Annotated in this window: 3 protein-coding genes; all 3 read left to right on the top strand. The window is 64.1% G+C overall.

Annotated elements, in window-relative coordinates; all coding sequences use genetic code 11:
- Positions 1 to 352 precede the first annotated feature (352 nt).
- Entirely contained in the window at positions 353 to 889 is a 537-nt protein-coding gene (locus EOA24_RS32325) for a sigma-70 family RNA polymerase sigma factor (protein WP_126081050.1), read from the top strand.
- 1 nt (position 890) lies between these two features.
- On the top strand, positions 891 to 1,529 hold the full coding sequence (locus EOA24_RS32320; protein ID WP_126081051.1) for an NrsF family protein: 639 nt from the start codon (positions 891 to 893) through the stop codon (positions 1,527 to 1,529).
- Positions 1,530 to 1,681: 152 nt separating this feature from the next.
- Positions 1,682 to 3,085, top strand: a 1,404-nt coding sequence (locus EOA24_RS32315) for a PAS domain S-box protein (protein WP_245501905.1), incomplete at its 3' end; no start/stop codon positions are given.

Below are 3,085 nucleotides of genomic sequence, written 5' to 3'. Positions count from 1 at the left end.
CCTTAGTGAAGCCGGCAGCCCATTCCTTGGCGAGGCTCTCATGCTGGGCATTGTAGACGACGATGCCTTGATCCTCCGCCATGGCCGGGCCGGCGATCACGCCGAGCGCCATCGCAGCGCCGGCGAGCGTGGAAAGGGCATTCTTCATGGGGCATCGTCCTCAAATCTGGAGACAGGGGTCAGGCTCGGCTCACCTACCAATACCTGATTATTGTAGTCAAGATTGTGCCCCTGCTTCAATCCGTCGCCATGCCGCAAACTTTCGTGATTTTGCGGCAGTTTGGCTTGGACATTATTTCGCCGGCCACGTAACAAACCAGGGCCGAGACGCGAACTTCGGGGGTAAACTCTTGTGACCGGCAAGGACGAGGCAGAGCTCTCCGGGCTGCTCAGGGCCGCGATCGCGGGAGACGAAAGGGCTTATGCCAACTTTCTGCATCGCATCGCCGCCCTCGTTCGCGGCTTTGTCCGGCGCAAGATCGTTCAGGGCGGAGTCGACCCCGAGGATGTCGTGCAGGAAACCTTGCTTGCCATTCATGTGAAACGCCACACCTGGCGGCCGGATGCGCCGGTGCTGCCCTGGGTCTACGCGATCGCCCGCTTCAAGCTTATCGACGCGTTCCGCCGGCGAGGGCGCCGCATCGAGGTCGAGATCGACGAGATCGCCGAGACCTTCGCCGAGCCGGAGACGGAGACGGTCAGCCAGCGCGACATAAATCGGGCGCTCGAGGGACTGCCGCCGACGCAACGCTCGGTCGTCTCGTCAATTTCGGTCGACGGTCATTCGATCGGCGAGACCGCCGCCAAGCTCGGCGTCAGTGAAACGGCTGTGCGCGTGTCGCTGCATCGCGGCCTCGCCGCGATCGCTAAAAGATTCGGGCGACAGTGACATGAGGACAGAGGATCTGATCAAAGCGCTCGACGCGGATGCCGGCAAGAAGGCCATGCCGATGGGCAAGGCCTGGTGGCTGGCGGTCTCCGTTGCCGTGGCGATCGCGGCAGCCGTGTTCTTCACGACCATCGGGCCGCGTCCCGACATCATGCCGGCCATGCACACGATGCGCTTCATGTCGAAATTCGTGTTCACGCTGGTGCTTGCGGTCAGCGCCTTCGCGCTGATCCGCGCGCTGTCGGTGCCGGGCGCTTCGACAAGGCAGAAGATGGCCTGGATGCTCGCCGCGCCGCTTTTGGTCGTGCTGGCGGTGGTCCTGGAGCTTTTCGTCGTACCCCAGGCCGATTGGGGCAAGCGGCTCGTCGGCTCGAACATGATGATCTGCATGACTTTCATCCCGCTGATCGGCATCGGCCCGCTGGCGGTCTTCCTCGGCATGCTGCGCTACGGCGCGCCGACCAGGCCGGTGCTTGCTGGCGCGGTGGCCGGGCTGCTCGCGGGCGGGCTCGCGGCAACCTTCTACGCCGCGCATTGTTTCGACGATTCGCCGCTCTTCGTCGCCACCTGGTATACGATCGCCATCGCCTTCCTGACGCTGCTCGGGGCTATCGGCGGGCGGCTTTTCGTGCGCTGGTAGCCCGCCGGGGCTGTTTCGAAACAGTCCCTTAATCATGCCGGCAATTGTTTGCCGGTTAGCGGAGCGATCGCCATCATCTGCGCAACCATTCCTTAAAACCGATCCGCCAGGGTTGCGGCAACGTGCAGTTGCGTGTTGGGGTGGGTCGCATCGTGGCGTGGTTGAACTGGAAAGGGCTTCGTGCCGACAGGCACGCCGCGCAGGGTTTGCTCGCAATCGGCCTGGTTGCCGCCGCCGCATCGATCCTGCTGCCACGCCTCGAATTTGGCGCCGACGCGCTGAGGCTCTGCCTGCAGATTTCCATCGCCATCACAGCCGCGACGCTGTTTCTGTCGGCCATGTTCATCCAACGCATCGTCGACGATCGCCGGCAGATCGCCGAGAGCGAACAGCGCTTCCGCCGGGCCATGGAGGATTCGGCGATCGGCGTCGCCATTGTCGGGCTCGACGGGCGCATCGTTCAGGCCAATCCGGCCTTCGCCGACATGCTCGGCTATACCCGATCGGAAATCGAGGCGCTGACGTTCCTCCAGATCACCCATCCCGACGACCTGCAGATCGGCCGCGAGACGATGATGAGCCTGAAGGAAGGCAAGATCCACTCCTTCCATTTCGAGAAGCGGTATCTGCACAAGGACGGTACTCCGGTCTGGGCGCAGCTTGCGGGCTCGGTCATCCGCGAAGAGGGGACAGGCCGCCCGCTCTATCTGGTGTCGCAGATCGAGGACATCGACGCCCGCAAGCAGGCCGAGGCGCGCATCGCCGAGGCCGAGACCCGTTGGAATTTCGCGCTCACCAGCACCGGACAGGGAGTCTGGAGCCTCGATATGCGCAAGGGTGGCACAACCTATTCCGAAACCTGGGCGAAGATGCTGGGCTATGCCGCTGGCGAGCTCGACGGAGACCCGGACCGCTGGCTGACCATGATCCATCCCGACGATCAGGCACGCGTCGCCGAGGCGGATCGCGCGCACCTTGCCGGCGAGACGCCCTTTTTCGAAGCCGAGTTCCGGATGCGCCACAAGGACGGCCACTGGGTCTGGATCCTCGACCGTGGCAAGACGATCGAGCGCGACGCCGAGGGCCGGGTGATCCGCGCCATCGGCAGCCTGACCGATATCACGCAGCGCAAGGAGGCCGAGACGCGGCTGATGGTTTCGGCGGCGATGCTGGCCGACGAGAAGGAGCGTCTGAGGGTCACGCTGCAGTCGATCGGCGACGCGGTGATTTGCACCGATGCCGCCAACCGCATCACCTTCATGAACCCCGTCGCGGAAAAGCTCACCGGCGTTGACGTCTGCGAAGCCCTTGGAAAGGTGCTCGGCCATGTCTATTGGGCGGTCGACGAGGAAAGCGGGCAGAGAATCGGCCTGACGCGTCCTTCGGCGTGCGAACAGCCTCGTTGCGACCAGAACACGCGCGCGGTTCTCGTGCGGCGCGACGACACGCGCTGCAGCATCCGCCAGGTGGTGTCGCCGATCATGAACGACCGCAAGCAGTTCTGCGGCCTGGTCATCGTCTTCCAGGACTTCACCGACGCGCGCGCCCTGCAGCGA

It is taken from the genome of Mesorhizobium sp. M2A.F.Ca.ET.039.01.1.1, assembly GCF_003998035.1.
In the GTDB taxonomy this organism is placed as follows: domain Bacteria; phylum Pseudomonadota; class Alphaproteobacteria; order Rhizobiales; family Rhizobiaceae; genus Mesorhizobium.
This window is presented reverse-complemented; position numbering and strand designations above follow the sequence as displayed.

Bases quoted from the DNA above. Each gene is read 5' to 3' on its own strand.
- EOA24_RS32320 (WP_126081051.1), top strand. From the start codon at position 891: ATGAGGACAGAGGATCTGATCAAAGCGCTCGACGCGGATGCCGGCAAG.